17 protein-coding genes and 1 riboswitch are annotated in these 16579 nt (G+C 38.0%); of the genes, 9 read left to right on the top strand and 8 right to left on the bottom strand.

Annotated features, from left to right (window positions below; translation table 11 throughout):
* A partial coding sequence (locus tag FC37_RS06535; RefSeq protein ID WP_156400664.1) for a zinc ribbon domain-containing protein occupies positions 1 to 183 on the top strand: 183 nt, incomplete at its 5' end.
* Positions 184 to 326: 143 nt separating this feature from the next.
* Here FC37_RS06535 and FC37_RS06530 read toward each other — a convergent pair.
* Positions 327 to 677 (bottom strand): hypothetical protein, encoded by a 351-nt coding sequence (locus FC37_RS06530; RefSeq protein WP_025005731.1) that lies wholly within the window; start codon positions 675 to 677, stop codon positions 327 to 329.
* A 740-nt stretch (positions 678 to 1417) separates the two neighbouring features.
* Here FC37_RS06530 and FC37_RS06525 point away from each other — a divergent pair.
* Complete coding sequence (locus FC37_RS06525) at positions 1418 to 1933, top strand: hypothetical protein (RefSeq protein WP_025005730.1); 516 nt, start codon at positions 1418 to 1420, stop codon at positions 1931 to 1933.
* Between the two features lie 114 nt (positions 1934 to 2047).
* Here the strand turns inward: FC37_RS06525 and guaA are convergent, their stop codons facing one another.
* Complete coding sequence (guaA, locus tag FC37_RS06520) at positions 2048 to 3598, bottom strand: glutamine-hydrolyzing GMP synthase (protein ID WP_056945559.1); 1551 nt, start codon at positions 3596 to 3598, stop codon at positions 2048 to 2050.
* 224 nt (positions 3599 to 3822) lie between these two features.
* Here guaA and FC37_RS06515 point away from each other — a divergent pair, with 224 nt between their 5' ends.
* The 3 genes from FC37_RS06515 to FC37_RS06505 all read left to right on the top strand — a co-directional run bounded on the left by FC37_RS06515 (position 3823) and on the right by FC37_RS06505 (position 6927).
* On the top strand, positions 3823 to 4800 hold the full coding sequence (locus tag FC37_RS06515) for a helix-turn-helix domain-containing protein (protein ID WP_025005729.1): 978 nt from the start codon (positions 3823 to 3825) through the stop codon (positions 4798 to 4800).
* Positions 4801 to 4884: 84 nt separating this feature from the next.
* A riboswitch (purine riboswitch) is annotated at positions 4885 to 4982 on the top strand.
* A 75-nt stretch (positions 4983 to 5057) separates the two neighbouring features.
* Positions 5058 to 5636: a xanthine phosphoribosyltransferase gene (locus FC37_RS06510; protein ID WP_025005728.1), complete on the top strand. Its 579-nt coding sequence runs from the start codon at positions 5058 to 5060 to the stop codon at positions 5634 to 5636.
* A gap of 7 nt (positions 5637 to 5643) precedes the next feature.
* Positions 5644 to 6927 carry a nucleobase:cation symporter-2 family protein gene (locus FC37_RS06505; RefSeq protein WP_025005727.1) on the top strand — a complete coding sequence of 428 codons (1284 nt, stop codon included), beginning with the start codon at positions 5644 to 5646 and terminating at the stop codon, positions 6925 to 6927.
* 96 nt (positions 6928 to 7023) lie between these two features.
* On the opposite strand, the gene FC37_RS06500 is transcribed toward FC37_RS06505, so the two are convergent.
* Entirely contained in the window at positions 7024 to 7323 is a 300-nt protein-coding gene (locus FC37_RS06500) for a hypothetical protein (protein ID WP_236697293.1), read from the bottom strand.
* Between the two features lie 173 nt (positions 7324 to 7496).
* Between FC37_RS06500 and FC37_RS06495 the strand changes: the two genes are divergently transcribed.
* Positions 7497 to 8321, top strand: coding sequence for an AraC family transcriptional regulator (locus FC37_RS06495; RefSeq protein ID WP_025005726.1), 825 nt, complete (start codon positions 7497 to 7499; stop codon positions 8319 to 8321).
* A 61-nt stretch (positions 8322 to 8382) separates the two neighbouring features.
* Complete coding sequence (locus tag FC37_RS06490) at positions 8383 to 9807, top strand: C69 family dipeptidase (RefSeq protein WP_025005725.1); 1425 nt, start codon at positions 8383 to 8385, stop codon at positions 9805 to 9807.
* Positions 9808 to 9861: 54 nt separating this feature from the next.
* Here FC37_RS06490 and FC37_RS10070 read toward each other — a convergent pair whose 3' ends face one another.
* The 5 genes from FC37_RS10070 to FC37_RS06460 all read right to left on the bottom strand — a co-directional run bounded on the left by FC37_RS10070 (position 9862) and on the right by FC37_RS06460 (position 14776).
* Positions 9862 to 10515, bottom strand: coding sequence for an HAD family hydrolase (locus tag FC37_RS10070; RefSeq protein WP_081776566.1), 654 nt, complete (start codon positions 10513 to 10515; stop codon positions 9862 to 9864).
* A gap of 91 nt (positions 10516 to 10606) precedes the next feature.
* Positions 10607 to 11902, bottom strand: coding sequence for a UDP-N-acetylglucosamine 1-carboxyvinyltransferase (locus FC37_RS06475; protein ID WP_056945558.1), 1296 nt, complete (start codon positions 11900 to 11902; stop codon positions 10607 to 10609).
* Positions 11903 to 12036: 134 nt separating this feature from the next.
* Positions 12037 to 13656, bottom strand: a complete 1620-nt coding sequence (locus tag FC37_RS06470) for a CTP synthase (RefSeq protein WP_025005724.1) — start codon at positions 13654 to 13656, stop codon at positions 12037 to 12039.
* Between the two features lie 117 nt (positions 13657 to 13773).
* Positions 13774 to 14328, bottom strand: a complete 555-nt coding sequence (gene rpoE, locus FC37_RS06465) for a DNA-directed RNA polymerase subunit delta (protein WP_056945557.1) — start codon at positions 14326 to 14328, stop codon at positions 13774 to 13776.
* 46 nt (positions 14329 to 14374) lie between these two features.
* On the bottom strand, positions 14375 to 14776 hold the full coding sequence (locus FC37_RS06460; RefSeq protein WP_056945556.1) for a YwiB family protein: 402 nt from the start codon (positions 14774 to 14776) through the stop codon (positions 14375 to 14377).
* Between the two features lie 114 nt (positions 14777 to 14890).
* On the opposite strand from FC37_RS06460, the gene FC37_RS06455 reads away from it, so the two are divergent.
* Both FC37_RS06455 and FC37_RS06450 read left to right on the top strand, forming a co-directional pair.
* On the top strand, positions 14891 to 16255 hold the full coding sequence (locus tag FC37_RS06455) for an HD domain-containing protein (protein ID WP_056945555.1): 1365 nt from the start codon (positions 14891 to 14893) through the stop codon (positions 16253 to 16255).
* Between the two features lie 31 nt (positions 16256 to 16286).
* Positions 16287 to 16562 carry a hypothetical protein gene (locus FC37_RS06450; RefSeq protein WP_025005723.1) on the top strand — a complete coding sequence of 92 codons (276 nt, stop codon included), beginning with the start codon at positions 16287 to 16289 and terminating at the stop codon, positions 16560 to 16562.
* Positions 16563 to 16579 lie beyond the last annotated feature (17 nt).

The raw sequence follows: 16579 nt of genomic DNA, 5'->3' as shown, positions 1-16579 counted from the left end.
ATTATGGGGCAAAACGGTTATAAGAAATTAACCCTTAAGGATCGGGAATGGACTTGCCCAATCTGTCGAACGCCCCATATTCGTGATTGGAATGCGGCCGTGAACATCTTAGAAAAAGGATTAAGCAAGTGGCAAAATCCTAAAATAAAAAAAGCAGCCTTATTCGGGGCTGCAGTCCGCTAGCAACTCGCGGACTCAAAAGGCTTTGGTAATTAGACGACCTCTATCAGCAATAGTCAAAAGATTACTGCTGGTAAGTCAAGTCCGTATCTAAGCAAGTTGGTGTTCTGGTTAGCGCAAGCTAGCAAGCCACTAAGCCCCAGAATTTATTCTGGGGTAGTTGACCGGGAATTAAACGTATAATTGCTTCCTTTCAAGCTAGTTTCTAGTTCGCGGCTAAAGCTATCCTTTTGCAAATTCGAAGTAATCAAAAGAACCAGTACTTGCTCGTTCTTTACCGCAAAAGCAATCCGCGCTGAACCAGCTGTTTTCAAATTTAAACGAAATTCATAAATCGCCTTTCCTTCAATCCGCGTTGGTGCTGCCACCTTCACCTTACTCATGCCTGTTGCCAACTCTTTGACAATCGCTTGTTCAATCAACTTCTTAATTAGCTTTTGTTCATTCTTATGCTTTTTGAAAAAAAGCTTGCATCCCCGTTCGTAAAATACTTCCATTGCATTCACTTTCCTAACTTGATTCATTTCTATGGTAAAACAAAAAGCTCCTCGAACAAATATCGAGCAGCTTTATTTATCATCTTCTACAAATAGGTCTAAGTAACTGACTATCCTCCAATTGCAGTACTTATCGAACACGACAACCCTTTTCTGCAGCAAAATTTTTCTTTTTTGTTTTTCTAAGTCATATTTTGCCATGAAAGAAATTGTTTGAAAAGAGTACCAAAATTATCTATACGGTTAACAAACCGCATGATTAATTTAAAGGTATTCAATTAAAAATAAATAAATTTTATTTTCTGTACAAAAACAGAAATCAATACTCTTGCAATATTTATTATTTTTTCTAAAATAAAAGCCGCTTGCAAGATAAATTGCAAGCGACTCATATTATGGGACATCATGCTTAGCTTTTTCCGAAGCTAAGCATGTTTTTGTATACAATTAATTACTTTAAAATAATTATTCTATAACCTCGTCCTACTTAAGCGTAACACCTTTTCTCCCGGCTTTAAACGATTTTATTATAAGTTAGTGATTACTTAATAGTCTTCAGCTGTAAAAAGGGGAATACCTTTTATTATGCTGGCGTATAGAAAATAACAACCAAACACTACATCCTTTCGTCTAATTTCCTAAAAAAATAGCAACTTTTATGCCATTAAATTAAAAATATAGTTAAAATACTGGTATAATATCGTTTCAGAATAATTAATGTAGAGGTGAGATTTCTGATCATGAAAAGTGCAAATTACACTAGAAAACATCACATGTATTTAATGAATCACAAAAATGGTGACGTTATCGAAGTAAGAATGGACAAGAAAAATAAGACATTCAAGAAAATACGACTTTATCGTCAAGATGGTTTGGGCAACTACTATCTAGATCCACATGGGGAGTTTAAGGATCAGAAAAGTCCAGCAACCAAAGAGAATATCGTAGAAGCCGGAAAAAAGGTCAGCGATCATATCTCTAGCGCTGAGAACTGGCACCATAAAGTTAGACCTATTTTCAACGCTGAACACAAAATCGTCGATTTCGAACCACGATTGCATTTGGAACACCATACTAAGATTCAAAATGCTAAAAGATATTTGCGTCACTTGGAAAGACGACACGCAGACTTCATTTTCCGTAAAAATAGCAAAACGCCTTTGTTAATCCCATGGAATTACATCAAGGATATGATCTATGAAGATCGCAATAAAGAAATGGTTCTAGCCCATAAGGTGCACAAGTTAAGAAAATAGTCTAAATAAAGTGTCTGGGAAAAACTCAGAAATTAAGAAATCCTAATAAATCTTGGTATCAATAAACCTTGATTTATTAGGTTTTTTTTGAGTGAAAGTCTAAAATTAATTAAATTACTCCCATTCAATCGTTGAAGGTGGCTTACTCGTCACATCGTAAACTACGCGGTTAACGTTATCTACTTCATTGACGATTCTATCTGAAATGTGACCAAGTACATCCCATGGAATTTGGGCAAAATCTGCAGTCATCCCATCAATTGAGGTTACGGCACGAATACCAATCGTATAGTCATAAGTACGTCCATCGCCCATTACTCCAACGGAGCGAATACCTGGAAGAACGGTGAAGTATTGCCAGATCTTTTCTTGTAAACCTGCCTTCTTGATCTCTTCTCGTAAAATCGCATCAGATTCACGCACAATCTTAAGCTTGTCTTCAGTCACTTCACCAAGAACACGGATACCAAGACCAGGGCCTGGGAATGGCTGACGCCATACCAAGTCATGTGGGATACCAAGCTTTTCACCAAGTTCACGTACTTCATCTTTGAACAACTTACGCAGTGGTTCAATCAGCTTGAAATGCATGTCCTTAGGAAGACCACCAACGTTGTGATGGGACTTAATCGTTTGGGCAGTGTTGGTACCTGACTCGATAACATCAGTATAAAGCGTACCTTGAGCTAAGAAATCTACATCCTTTAACTTCTTAGCTTCTTCGTTAAAGACCTCGATGAATTCCTTACCGATAATCTTACGCTTCTTTTCAGGATCAGTTACACCTTTCAACTTGTCTAAGAATCTCTTTTGGGCATTAACCCGAATGATGTTAACACCAAGATCCTTGTTCAAGGCTTGCATTACTTGATTGCCTTCGTCTTTACGCAGCATTCCGTGATCAACAAAAATTGCAGTTAATTGATCGCCGATTGCTTTGTGTAAAAGAGTAGCAGTAACGCTAGAATCTACACCACCCGAAAGACCTAAGATGACTTTCTTGTCGCCAACTTCTTTACGGATCTCATCAACCTTCATGTCGATGAAGTCGTTCATGGTCCAGTTGGCAGCAGCACCACAGACGTCAAAGGCAAAGTGCTTCAAAATATCCAAACCATATTCTGAGTTACGAACTTCAGCGTGGAATTGAATACCATAGAACTTCTTGTCCGGGTTAGCAATAGCAGCGATTGGACAGTTCTTGCTTGAAGCAGTTACTTCGAAGCCCTTAGGTGCTTGAGTTACTAAGTCACCGTGGCTCATCCAAACGTATTGCTTGCTTGGTAAGCCCTTGAACAAAGCGCTGTCTGGATCTTCAACAGTAGTGTTTGCTCTACCGTATTCCTTGTTGTCAGCAGGTTCAACCTTACCACCCAAGTCATAGCTCATCAGTTGCATCCCGTAACAAATACCCAAAATAGGAATACCTAATTTAAAGATTTTAGGATCAACTTTTAAAGCACCTTCGTCATAAACACTATTTGGCCCACCTGAGAAAATAATTCCTTTAGGATTCATTTCCTTGATCTTATCAATTGAAAGATCGTGGGGCAAAAGTTCTGAGTAGATGCCAAAATCACGAATGCGTCGAGTGATTAATTGATTGTATTGACTACCAAAGTCAAGAACAATAATCTTGTCAAAATCGTCTAGATTTTTAGCCACTTGATTTTCCCTCTTTTCAACTACACGTTTTTAGTCAACTTTACTAGGAATTTTCAAAAAGGTCAATCAATATTTATGAAACCGAAGTTAAATGTTCAGCTTTTAGGTAATGCAACTACCAGTTGCAACCGCTAGTTGCCTAAGACGCAAGCAAAAAGTTATTGTTAGCAACTAATCTTTGTTATAAATTAAAATCATCAACAAAACAGAAAGGACGACCAATTATGAAACTAGGTCAAAAAATCGCGGGATTACGCAAAAAATCTAGTCTCTCACAAGAAGCCTTGGCTGAAAAAATGAATGTCAGTCGTCAAGCCGTTTCTAAGTGGGAAAGCAATCAATCGATACCTGACATCGAAAAGATAGTCGATTTATCAGAATTATTCGGAGTTACCACTGACTATTTATTAAAGAATGGGACACCATCTTTTGAATTACCCGGGAAAAGTTCTGAAGAAAAAATAGAAAAAGCTTTACCAGCAATCACTGATCAAGAAATTGATCAATACTTAGAAGTCGCAAAAAAGGCGGCCCACTTTGAAAGTTTATCGATCGCTTTATTCTTTTTAGCAATTGCCTCATTTTGCCTATTTTCTACTTTGGTATTCATCTCTCACAATATCTTTGGAACAGTAGCATACATAGCCCCAATTATCATCATCGCTATTGCATTGGGCTATTTTATCCATGCTAAATTGATGATGCACGAATTCAAATCAATCACTCAAAATAAATTTGCTTTAACTTCTACACAAAATGATTTAATCGATTCATCTGCTCATGAATTTAGAAATAAGAATAACCGACGAATCGTTATTGGTGTAGTTCTCTGCATTCTTGCCATTATTCCATTGATATTAATTTGGACTTTGCATCTTCTACCTGACTGGGCATGGGCAGTATTAGCCATTACCTTTGTTTTACTCGGTATCGCCAGTTATCAATTTACTTTCTACTTCTTAAGACAGCTTGCCTTTAAAACAATTTCTGGACGTAGAAAACATTTACCCAAAGAAGAGAAAAGCTTGTTAATTAACGGTAGCGTGATCTTTTGGATAGTTTTATTTCTTGTCTACTACCTCATTCGTCATTACGTTCCAGATCCTAGCATTGCTGACCACGTTTCAGGTCTCATCTTTAACCTAGCATTAGTCACTTATCTAATTTTCACATTAATATTTTTTAAAAAGAAGGCGAAATAAAAAACATATTACTTCTCCAACAAGAAATAATCGAACATTAAAGCTTAATTTTCTACTTGTGTTCGGTAATGTATTCTGTTACTATTAAACCAACGCAATAATATCTATATATCGTCGAAATAAGGTCGGCAGTTTCTACCCACTACCGTAAATGGTGGACTATAGGTGAATGAAAGTTAAGAAAAGATATCTTAAGGACTTCTTTTACCTGAAATTTGGGTAGAAGAAGTCCTTATTTCTTTAGGAGGATTAAGTAGTTGAAGTTATTAGAAGACAGAATTAAACGAGACGGCGAAGTTTTGGATGGGGATGTCCTTAAAATCAACTCATTCTTGAACCACCAAGTTGATCCTAAGTTAATGATGCAGGTTGGTGAAGAATTCAAGCGTCTTTTTGCCGATGAAAAGATCGACAAAGTCTTGACCTGTGAAGCTTCAGGTATCGTACCCGGCATCATGACCGCCTACCAATTAGGTGTGCCAATGGTCTTCGCTAGAAAGAAGAAGCCATCTACTCTTAACGATGCAGTTTACTGGGCAGATGTCTTCTCATACACCAAGAAAGTTAACAATAAGATCTGTGTAGAAGAAAAATTCTTACACAAAGGCGAAAACATTTTAATCATCGATGACTTCGTTGCCCACGGTGAAGCCGTTAAAGGTATGGTTAACATTGCTAAACAAGCCGGCTGTGACATCGTTGGTGTCGGTGCCGTCGTTGCCAAAACCTTCCAAGGCGGAAGCGACTGGGTTAAAAACGAAGGCTTACGCTTTGAAGCTCTAGCAAGTATCGATAGTTTCAAAGATGGTCAAGTACACTTCGAAGGAGAAGAATAAATAAAAAATGGCACAAAAAGAAGTTAGTCACAAAAAAGCTGCTGTCTTAGGTTTGCAACACCTGCTCGCCATGTATTCCGGTGCTGTTGCCGTTCCTCTTTTGATCGGTACCGCACTTAAATTCAATAGCGAACAAATGACTTACCTTGTTTCCATTGATATCTTCATGTGTGGTCTTGCCACCATGATCCAATTGTTCCGCAACAAATACTTTGGTATCGGCCTTCCCGTTGTTTTAGGCTGTGCCATCCAAGCTGTTGCCCCACTTGAAATGATCGGACAAAAATTTTCGATCAACACGATGTACGGCGCAATCATCGTCGCCGGTATCTTCGTTTTCCTAGTCGCTGGTTGGTTCTCAAAAATTAAAAAGCTATTCCCGCCAGTCGTCACAGGAACTTTAATTACAGTTATTGGGTTAACTTTGATTCCTGTTGCTGTCCAAAACATGGGCGGTGGCAGTGCTCAAGCCAAAGACTTCGGTGATGCGAAAAATCTTATCGCTGCCTTTCTTACCATCCTCATCATCGTTGCCATCGAAATCTGGACCAAAGGGTTCCTTCGTTCAATTTCTGTTTTGATCGGATTAATCGCCGGAACCGTCATTGCAGGTTTTATGGGTCTTGTTTCATTAAAGCCCGTTACGCAAGCTTCTTGGTTCCACTTACCTCAACTTTTCTACTTCGGCGTGCCTGAATTTGAATGGTCTTCTTGTTTAACAATGATCATCATTGCATTGGTTTCTATGGTTGAATCAACCGGTGTCTTCTTTGCAATCGGCGACCTGCTTCATAAAAATATTACCGAAGATGACCTTAAACGCGGTTATCGTGCCGAAGGACTGGCACAAGTCTTCGGTGGGCTTTTCAACACCTTCCCCTACACTACATTCTCACAAAACGTTGGCCTGCTTCAATTATCTGGTATTAAAACAAAACGCCCAATCTACTGGGCTGCAGGCTTATTGATGGCTATGGGTCTTCTTCCTAAAATCGGCGCTTTAGTAACCATTATTCCTGATTCTGTCTTAGGCGGCGCCATGTTAGTCATGTTCACCATGATCGCCGTTCAAGGGATCAGAATGTTAACCAAAGTTGACTTTGAAAACAACCGTAACATCTTGGTTGTAGCTATCTCTATCGGATTAGGTTTAGGCGTTACCGTTTATCCACAAATTTTCCAAGCCCTTCCTCAAACTATCCAATTGTTCTTGGGTAACGGTATCGTAGTTGCCAGCATCTGTGCCACTTTGCTTAACCTTATATTTAATGGAAGAAGCGGTGCCAAATAAGCTGAATATCCTATTTCATAATTTGCGAATCTCACATATTTTTCTATAAATATTTTTTAAACCCTAATAAAACGCCTGACATAAAAATCAGGCGTTTTACTTTTTATGAAAATGTCTAAACTGTTTTCGTGGTCGATCAGGCGTAAGAAAAGAAATGATTGGCAAAACAAGATAAGCAATTAAAGTGATTTTAGGCAAAAGAATCAAAATTACAATTAATGGCATCCCTATCAAAAGCGTTCTAACCAGTGCGGTCTGCCAAACGGCTCCCTTATGAACGCGGCCATAATTGCCAGCCACAAAGATCCAAAACGCACACATTTGCACCAACAGATAAACGCCGCCGTAGACTGCTAGCGCCATTTGCGAAGGATCAATGATAATCCACTTAGTCATCTAATAATCGCAATCACGCCATCGTTAAAAGTGAGTAGGTGTTCTCTTAGCGATGTCTGAAATCGTTCAAAAAATCTATCCTGCTTGTCTTTTTCCATACTCATTCTTCCCCATAATCTTAATCATTCTCTATAATAAGAATAGAAGAAAAGTTTTTCAATAGCGAGGAAAATATGCCGAACCAATATCATAATTTCAACAATCAAAATCTCGAAAGCCACATTCTATTTTATGGTGAGCAAGCTTGTCAGCCTGACGAATACTTCGAAGGCAATAATCTGCGCAAAAACGATGTCCTCTATTACATCATGTCGGGTAAAGGCACTTTTACTTCAAGCGGCCACCATTCAGTCAAATTAAAAGAAGGCGACCTATTCTACATTCCACGTAGTCAAACCTGCTACTTTCAAGCAGATCATGATGAACCATGGCAGTATTTCTGGATTGGGTTAGCCGGTCCTGGCACCAACCAGATGATTAAGGCTTCTAATTTGCCTAATAAAAACTTTTTGCGGCAGATTCAAAACACTAAGTTCTTCACGACTTTACATAAAATCTACGGCATTTTAAACAAAAAGACCTCGCTACTCAACAACATTCAAATTGCATCCCTCACCTATCAACTCTTCTATCATCTGGTGAGCGAATTTCCTGATCATCCACCAGTACGTAAAACGCCTAAAGTTGATCAATACCAAATCGCTATCGACTACTTGAATAAAAACTACACTGATCCTACTTGCAATATCGTAGAACTCTGCAACCGTCTCGGCGTCTCACGTAGTTTCTTGTATGCTTTATTTAGAAAGAATACTAAGATATCACCGCAAAAATATCTAATGCAATTGCGCATAGAAGCTGCTAAGAAAGAATTACAAAATACTACGCATAATTTAAAGCAAATTGCACATACAGTCGGCTATGGCGATGAATTTACCTTCTCCAAAGCATTTAAACGATATAGCGGCGTTAGTCCTAACGTATTTCGTGGAAATTAGGATACTTTTTGCATACAATATTAAGTATGAAGTAAATATTATCTAGTAAAGGAATGATCAAATGAAACAAACAGAATGTACTACTATCTTAGTTGGTAAAAAAGCAACTATTGACGGCTCAACCATGATCGCTCGTAGTGAAGACGGTGGTCGTACCATTATCCCTGAAGGCTTCAAGGCAGTTAACCCAGAAGACCAACCTAAGCACTACACTAGCGTTATCAGCAAGCAAAAGATCGATGACGAAGATTTAGCTGAAACTCCTCTTCGTTACACTTCTGCACCCGATGTTTCAGGCAAAAATGGTATCTGGGGTGCTGCAGGTATCAACGCAGAAAACATTGCGATGACTGCTACTGAAACTATCACTACTAACTCACGCATCCAAGGCGTTGACCCACTTCTTGACCCATCAGAAGGCGGTTTAGGTGAAGAAGACTTTGTTACTTTAACTCTTCCATACCTTCATTCAGCATTTGACGGTGTTAAGCGTGTAGGTTACCTTGTTGAAAAATACGGTACCTACGAAATGAATGGTATGGCCTTCTCAGATAAGGACACTATTTGGTACCTTGAAACTATCGGTGGCCACCACTGGATCGCACGTCGCATCCCTGACGATGCTTACGTTATCGCACCAAATCGTTTGAACATCGATGAATTCGACTTCGATGACACTGACAACTTCGCTGCAGCAAGCGACTTGAAGGACTTAATCAGTGAATACCACTTGAACCCAGACCGTGAAGGCTACAACATGCGTCACATCTTTGGTTCATCAACTATCAAGGATGCTCACTACAACAACCCACGTGCTTGGTACATCCACAACTACTTCGACCCAGACTTCGGTGGCACTCCTGCTGACCAAGATCAACCATTTATTTGCCACGCAAATCGTTTGATCTCAATCGAAGACATCAAGTGGGCTGAAAGTTCACACTACCAAGACACTCCATACGATGCATATGGTGATCAAGGTACTCCTGAACAAAAGAAGACCTTCCGTCCAATCGGTATCAACAGAAACTTTGAAACTCACATTTTACAAATTAGAAATGACGTACCTGCAGAAATCGCTGGTGTTCAATGGTTAGCCTTTGGTCCAAACACCTTCAATTCAATGGTGCCATTCTATACTAACGTAACTACTACTCCAGAAAGCTTCCAAACTACTCCTAAGTTCAACTTGAACAAGATTTTCTGGCTTAACAAGTTGACTGCACAACTTGGCGACACCAACTACCGTGTATACGGCGAACTTGAAGATGCCTTTGAACAAAAGAGTTTGGCACAATGCCACAAGATCCAACACGACACTGACAAGGAAGTTAAGGATCTTTCAGGTAAGGAATTACAAGATAAACTTATTGCAGCTAACCAAAAGATGGCTGACACTGTTTACAACAACACTGTTGAACTTCTTGGTCAAATGGTTGACGAAGGTCACGGCTTGATGACTTTGAAGTACGACTTGCTCGACTAATAATTAAATATTAAAAGCAATAAGAGCTTGAGATTATTCTCAAGCTCTTATTTTTTACTCAAATAATGGAACTGCATCTGCAAGTGATTTAACTACGGTTACTTTCTTGATCATTTCTTCTGATGACATTACTTGATCTGGCACAAGTACCACATCAATCCCTGCATTTAATCCTGACTCTACCCCATTAGGTGCATCTTCAAAAATTACTGCTTCATTTTTATCTACTTTTGCGACATTTAACGCATGCAAATAAATATCTGGGGCTGGTTTATTATTTTTTACATCTTCACCGGTAACAATCCCTGCAAAATACTGACGTAAATCATTATGACTAAGATTAAAATTAATCTTTTCAATATCTGAAGAAGAGGTAATGTAAGATTTGATTCCTTTTTCTTGTAAAAAGCTAAGCAGTTTTTCAGCACCAGGCTTAACTGCTAATTTTCCTTCTTTAACTCTTTGATTAAATAAAGCCAGGGCTTCATCAAAAATCTTTTGTCCTAATACTTTATCACCAGTTTTTTGTTGTAAATATCTCAATGTAGGCTCAAAACCGGTTGCCAATAGTTTATTATTCTCAGATTTTTGATAGTCAAAACCATATTTTGCCAACACTTCTTTACGTGTCTGGAAATATAATGTCTCACTATCAACTAGCGTTCCATCCATATCAAAAAAAGTCACTTTTTTATTTTTTAAATCCATTTTACTTTCCTTATATCCTTTTGCTTTTTATGTAACCTCTTTCATTGTAACAAATTAAAAAAGCATATTCTTACTCGAATATGCTTTTTAACTAGATATTGTCTAATATACCAGGTTCACTCGGATCATCTTTAATTGTGACATCAGCTCCAAGTTGACGAAGCTTCTCTTGTACACGATCATATCCGCGCAAAATATTGCCAGCCTTATCAATTACAGTAGTACCATTTGCCATTAATCCGGCAATCATTAAGCAAGCTCCCGCTCTAATTTCACCAGCTGTTACTTCAGCTCCATGAAGTTGCTTAGTTGGATGAGCCAAAATAATATTATCTTCAACTTTAATATCGGCACCCATCTTCTGTAATTGTGGAATATGACCATTACGTTTTGGATAAATATTATCGATTACTACGCCTTCACCTGATTTAGCAGTTAAAAGAAGCGGTGTAATTGGTTGTTGAAGATCAGTCGCAAAGCCAGGATACACGTCTGTCTTTACTTGTACCATCTTTAAGTCCCCTGCTGGGTAAACATAAAGTGAATCTTCATCTGCGTCAATTACTACACCCATTTCTTCTACCTTGGCTAAGTAAGAATCCAGGTGCTCCTCAATAATATTATGAATGCGAATACCATTACCAATGCAAGCAGCCAAGGAAACATAAGTACCTGCTTCAATTCGATCAGGAATAATTGTATGTGGAATTTGTGCTTTAAGCATATCCACACCTTCTATTCTGATAGAATCAGTTCCGGCACCACGAATTACTGCGCCCATATTATTCAAGAAGGTCGCTAAATCAATAATTTCTGGTTCTTTGGCTGCATTTTCAATAATAGTTTGGCCTTGTGCAGTTACACTGGCCATAATAATATTCATCGTTGCACCAACAGACGGCATTTTCAAATGGATTTTTGCCCCATGCAATCCATCTTCTGGTGCTGTAATTACAATTTGATCATTTTCATTTTTTACACTGGCGCCTAGAGCTTCAAAGCCCTTAATATGTTGGTCAATAGGACGTGGTCCAATATCGTCACCACCAGGGAAGCCTACTACTGCCTTGCCAAAACGACCGAGAAGCGCACCCATGAAGTAATACGATGCACGCAAACTCTTAATCTTACCAGCTGGTAATGGACTCATCTTAATATTCTCTGGATCAATACGTAATGTGGTTTCTCCAAAATCACAATGTACATCCATCTCGCTTAATAAATCCATTAAGTTGACAACATCAGCAATCCTTGGGACGCCTTCCAAAGTTACTGGTGTTCTTGACAAAATCGATGCTGGAATGAGCGCAACTGTAGAGTTCTTTGCGCCACCAATCCAAACGTCACCTTGTAGAGGCTTTCCACCATGAATAATCATCTGCTTCATTGGCGAAAACAAATCCTTTTCTTTTACTTTCAATTAATCATAATAATGTTAAAGGAAATTTGAGAAAAAAACAAGAGCCGAGGTCCCTCAACTCTTGTTTTCTTAAGATTTTGTATAATTCAAGTGATTATTCATTAAAATTCTTGTGCTGGAAGTCCACTAGCTGCACCGATAAATGACTTAAATAATCCTTCTGGACGTTGTGGACGACTCAAAAATTCTGGGTGGTATTGAGCTGCAATAAAGAACTTCTTCTTTGGCAATTCAATGATTTCAACCAAATGATTATCTGGTGATACACCTGAGAATACCATACCAGCTTTTTCAAATGCTTCACGATATTTGTTGTTAAATTCAAAGCGGTGACGGTGACGTTCTTGAATTACATCTTGATCATCGTAAGCTTCACGAGTCTTAGTACCCTTCTTAAGAGCAGCTGGGTAAAGACCTAAACGCAAGGTACCACCAATATTTTCTTCATCACGCTTATCAGCCATGATATCGATAATATTGTTCTTACAATGTGGTTCTGCTTCAGTAGTATTAGCATCTTCAAGATTCAAGATGTCACGTGCAAATTCTACACTAGCCATTTGCATACCTAAGCAAATACCCAAGAATGGAATATCATTTTCACGAGCATACTTAATAGCAGTGATCATACCTTCAAGACCACGAGTACCAAAACCACCAGGTACGATTAAGCCATCAGAGCCTTCCATGATCTTAGCAATGTTATCGTCAGTAATATCCTCTGCTTGAACCTTATCTACATCAATCTTGGTGTTGTAAAGGTAACCAGCATGTTGCAAAGCATCAGTTACTGAGATGTAAGCATCTTCAAGTTCTACATACTTACCAACCAAAGTAATCTTAGTGTGGTGCTTCAAGTTCTTAGCACGTTCATCAAGCTTCTTCCAACCTTTCATATCTGCTTCTGGCTTTGGACTTTCAATATGTAAGAAATCACAAACTTTTTGGTCCATACCTTGCTTTTGAAATGCCAAAGGCACATCGAATAATGAAGGAGCATCAATGGATTCGATAATTCGATCAACAGGAACATCAGTAAAAGTTGAAATCTTGTTTTTGTGTTCTTGATCAATTGGTTGTTCAGCACGAAGAACAAGCATGTTAGGTTGAATACCGATGCTACGAAGTTCAGCAACTGAGTGTTGAGTTGGCTTAGTCTTCATTTCATGAGCTGCGTGAAGAAGTGGAACTAAAGTACAGTGAATGTACATTACATTTTCTTCACCAACTTCACGACGCATTTGACGAATAGCTTCCATGAATGGAGTTGATTCCATATCACCAACAGTACCACCAATTTCAGAAATAATAACTTCTGAATCAGTAGTAAGAGCTGCACGCATAATCTTCTTCTTGATCATATCAGTAATATGTGGAATTACTTGTACAGTAGCACCGTTGTAGTCACCGCGACGTTCTTTTTCAAGAACTTCTTGGTAAATCTTACCAGTAGTTACATTAGAATATTTACTTGTTCTAACATCAACAATTCTTTCATAGTGACCTAAGTCAAGGTCAGCCTCTGTACCGTCATCGGTAACATAAACTTCACCGTGTTGGTAAGGACTCATTGTTCCTGGGTCAATGTTAATGTATGGGTCAAACTTTTGCATGGTTACTTTTAAACCACGATTTTTAAGAAGTCGACCTAAACTTGATGCAGTAATACCCTTACCAAGTGAAGATACGACACCACCAGTTACGAAAATATATTTTGTCATTTATTTGCTCCTTTTTAACTTATCCTTTAAACAAAAAAGCTCCCTTGTTAGGGAGCTAAATGCACATAGGGTGCCCAACAAAAATACTATCTGCTTTTTCCTCTTAAGTCAAGCAAATTAATTATCTTCGTCGTCATCATCATCGTTTAATTGTGATAATTGACCTTCAATTCCGTCTGGCAATACGTCATCTGTATCGTCATTATCTTCATCGTATTCAGAATCATCATCACCATAATCGTCATCGCTATCGTCAGCAGTAGCGTCTAAATCATCGTCTTCTGGATCATCATTATCATAATCGATAATATCATCATCACCAGTAGCGCTTGCTAAGAATGCGTTAACCTTCTTATGGTGCTTACGTGCATCGTCTTCTTCTTCATCTTCTGGGTGGTTAACTTCTTCATCAACTGATTCATATGGGAACCAAGTACGAAGTGCCCATACATTTTCACCCATAGAGATAAATTCACCATCAGTATTCATATTAGTATAAAATTGTGGCAAACGTTCACGAATTTCTTCGTCACTCTTATTCAAGTATTTTTGTACGGCATTAACGATATCGGCAAATGCCATTCTCTTACCATTATCTTCCAAAATTGCTCGTGCAACTTCGATCATTGATAATTCATCGCGGTTTTTGTCTTTAAATTTGTCTAATCCCACAGCTGTACGTCCTCTCTTTTACAATCTTTACTATTCTACTAGGCGTTTAAGTAAAAATCAACGTGACTGCATAGTTACCTATTAAGTATAGTCCATTAAAGAGGTCATATTCAAGCCGAAGTTGATGTGAACTTGCTTGCTCTTTATATTCAAGCAAATTTGTCACACTAGTCATATCCATTTGTCGTCCTTCAACAACATAGCGGCAATTAACTTTCTCACCAGGAACAAATTTCATCAAAGAATAGTTGTTATTATCTACCCCGCGCTTAATTATGAGTTCATCCTCTTTCAACAACATTTTAACAAGAATGGTGCCCTCTTCTTTATAAGATACACGAATTACACCATTATTTTCTTCTAGCTGGCCTGAGGCTACTTTAGTAAAAGTTTCTGTTTCATCATCTTGTGTAATTTTACTAGTCAAATTAACCGTAATTGCTGCCATATCCTCATCCCTTTCATTAAACACTCTTGGTTGATATTTGCTATAATTTTATGTGGTTACAATCTATTTTAGTATATAATTCCAAAAATTAAATTATCAAGCTTGGTGGTTTTTATGGCAAGATTTCAAAGTGAAAAATTAAAACAAGAAGTTGTGCTCCGTGACCCTGTTCACGGTTATATCCATATCGAAGATAAAGTTGTTCTAGACGTTGTTAAGTCCAAGGAATTTCAACGCATGCGCAGAATTAAGCAGTTGGGACCTGTTAACTACGTCTTCCCAGGTGCTACTCATACCCGGTTTGAACATAATCTAGGTGTATATGAACTTACTAGAAGAATTTGTGATATTTTTGCAAAAAAATATCCTTCTATCACACCAGGTGATGGTCTATGGAATGATGATAATCGCTTATTAGTTGAATGTGCGGGCTTACTTCACGACATTGGCCATGGTCCATATTCTCATACTTTTGAACATTTATTTAATACTAATCATGAAAAAATTGGACAAAAGATCATTACAGATCCTAATACTGAAATCAACAAAGCTTTAAAACAGGTTGCACCTAATTTTCCTGAATTGGTAGCTAGCATAATTGCTAAAACTTATCCTAATCCACAAGTAGTTAAGATGATCTCTAGTCAAGCTGATGCGGACAGAATGGATTACTTGCAACGAGATGCATACTTTACAGGCGTTAACTATGGTCGATTTGATTTATCCCGCATTTTACGCGTTATCAGACCTTATCAAAACGGAATTTGTTTCACTAACAACGGTATGCATGCCGTTGAAGATTATATAGTCTCTCGCTATCAGATGTACCAACAAGTTTACTTCCACCGCGTAGGCCGTTCCATGGAGGTTATTTTACAGCATTTACTTGAACGTGCAAAAGATATTTACGAAAAGGGTAATTTAAAAGTTACTTCTAGTCTAGCTAGCTTTTTAGAAGGGAATTGGACTCTTGATGATTATCTTAATTTAGATGATGGCGTCATGGAAACAAACTTTTTAATGTGGACTGAAGCGCAGGATCCTATTTTATCAGATTTAGCTAAAAGATACTTATACAGAAAACCTTTTGCTAGTGTAAGAATTGACGAAGAAACTAAAAACCTATTGCCTAAACTGAGAAATATTATTAAGCAAACAGGATTCAATCCGGATTACTACACTGCCACTAATTCTGCTTTTGACGAGCCTTATGACGCTTATAAGCCATCAGGTAAAAATGCTAATAGTCAAATTGAAATCATGCAAGATGATGGCAGTTTAATCGAATTATCCCAGCTTAGTCCTTTAGTTCGAGCATTAAATGGTACTTTCCAAGGTGATGAGCGCTTCTTCTTCCCTAAGACCATGCTTTCACATGACGAAGATCAACCGCAAATTTTTGATCCCCTTTATGAACAATTCCAAAAATACGTCAAAAATGGAGCATTAAGATACTTAAGAAAGCCTCGTAAGAGGTAAAATAGATTTATATAGAAAAGAGGTATCTGTTATGAATAATGACGATTTAAATACAAACGTAAGAACTCAAATTAATCCCGAAGACGAGATTGAACATGTCGAAAAAAGTGGCTACAGACAAGTCAAAGACTTAATGAATACTATTCATGGTTATTGCATGGATTATACTAAGCTATCATTTGATTTCATTCATGACAACAAGGACTTAATTAAGGATATTGTGAAGACAGGATGCAAGACTGGTATGGTCGTCAGCATCGCCGCAGCAAGCGTAAGTATTGCTAAAGCTTTATCTAAAAATGAATAAATTTAATTAATAAAATG

It is taken from the genome of Lactobacillus gallinarum DSM 10532 = JCM 2011 (assembly GCF_001434975.1).
In the GTDB taxonomy this organism is placed as follows: Bacteria; Bacillota; Bacilli; order Lactobacillales; family Lactobacillaceae; genus Lactobacillus; species Lactobacillus gallinarum.
The sequence above is the reverse complement of the archived record's forward strand: the minus strand, read 5'-3'. Positions and strand labels throughout refer to the sequence as shown.

Bases quoted from the DNA above. Each gene is read 5' to 3' on its own strand.
- FC37_RS06530 (WP_025005731.1), bottom strand. From the start codon at position 677: ATGGAAGTATTTTACGAACGGGGATGCAAGCTTTTTTTCAAAAAGCAT.
- FC37_RS06525 (WP_025005730.1), top strand. From the start codon at position 1,418: ATGAAAAGTGCAAATTACACTAGAAAACATCACATGTATTTAATGAAT.
- FC37_RS06515 (WP_025005729.1), top strand. From the start codon at position 3,823: ATGAAACTAGGTCAAAAAATCGCGGGATTACGCAAAAAATCTAGTCTC.
- FC37_RS06505 (WP_025005727.1), top strand. From the start codon at position 5,644: ATGGCACAAAAAGAAGTTAGTCACAAAAAAGCTGCTGTCTTAGGTTTG.
- FC37_RS06500 (WP_236697293.1), bottom strand. From the start codon at position 7,323: ATGACTAAGTGGATTATCATTGATCCTTCGCAAATGGCGCTAGCAGTC.
- FC37_RS06495 (WP_025005726.1), top strand. From the start codon at position 7,497: ATGCCGAACCAATATCATAATTTCAACAATCAAAATCTCGAAAGCCAC.
- FC37_RS06490 (WP_025005725.1), top strand. From the start codon at position 8,383: ATGAAACAAACAGAATGTACTACTATCTTAGTTGGTAAAAAAGCAACT.
- FC37_RS10070 (WP_081776566.1), bottom strand. From the start codon at position 10,515: ATGGATTTAAAAAATAAAAAAGTGACTTTTTTTGATATGGATGGAACG.
- FC37_RS06475 (WP_056945558.1), bottom strand. From the start codon at position 11,902: ATGAAGCAGATGATTATTCATGGTGGAAAGCCTCTACAAGGTGACGTT.
- FC37_RS06470 (WP_025005724.1), bottom strand. From the start codon at position 13,656: ATGACAAAATATATTTTCGTAACTGGTGGTGTCGTATCTTCACTTGGT.
- FC37_RS06460 (WP_056945556.1), bottom strand. From the start codon at position 14,776: ATGGCAGCAATTACGGTTAATTTGACTAGTAAAATTACACAAGATGAT.
- FC37_RS06455 (WP_056945555.1), top strand. From the start codon at position 14,891: ATGGCAAGATTTCAAAGTGAAAAATTAAAACAAGAAGTTGTGCTCCGT.
- FC37_RS06450 (WP_025005723.1), top strand. From the start codon at position 16,287: ATGAATAATGACGATTTAAATACAAACGTAAGAACTCAAATTAATCCC.